General features: G+C 33.5%; 1 protein-coding gene. It reads right to left on the reverse strand.

Annotated elements, in window-relative coordinates; translation table 11 throughout:
• The coding region (locus tag Z054_RS29755) for a hypothetical protein (protein WP_035094064.1) at positions 1 to 286 on the reverse strand (286 nt) is incomplete at its 3' end.
• Between the last annotated feature and the right edge of the window lie 39 nt (positions 287 to 325).

The following is a 325-nucleotide window of genomic DNA, read 5'->3' on the forward strand; positions in this document are numbered from 1 at the left end:
TAATACTAATATCTTTTTGTTCTTTCAGGGTTACTTTTGCAAAGAACTTTCCATCAGAAGGGTTAGGATATATGCTAAACTCTTTAATGCTAGTTAATTGTTCTTGTAGTTCTTCTTCAGTTTGATCATCGAGATTTTCTTTTTCTAGGACGATTATTTTTTGAGTAAATACTTCTTGACAGTTTCCTGATTTGGATATCATCGCGATGTCATATTCTCCGGGTTTTTCAAAATAGATTTCAATAAGATCCTGATTTTGTGTTACTACAGTGGCTTGTTCAGGCATTACCCACAGAATTTGATCAGGTATTGGGTAAGTCACATC

The sequence above is a fragment of the Aquimarina macrocephali JAMB N27 genome, assembly GCF_000520995.1.
Lineage (GTDB): Bacteria > Bacteroidota > Bacteroidia > Flavobacteriales > Flavobacteriaceae > Aquimarina > Aquimarina macrocephali.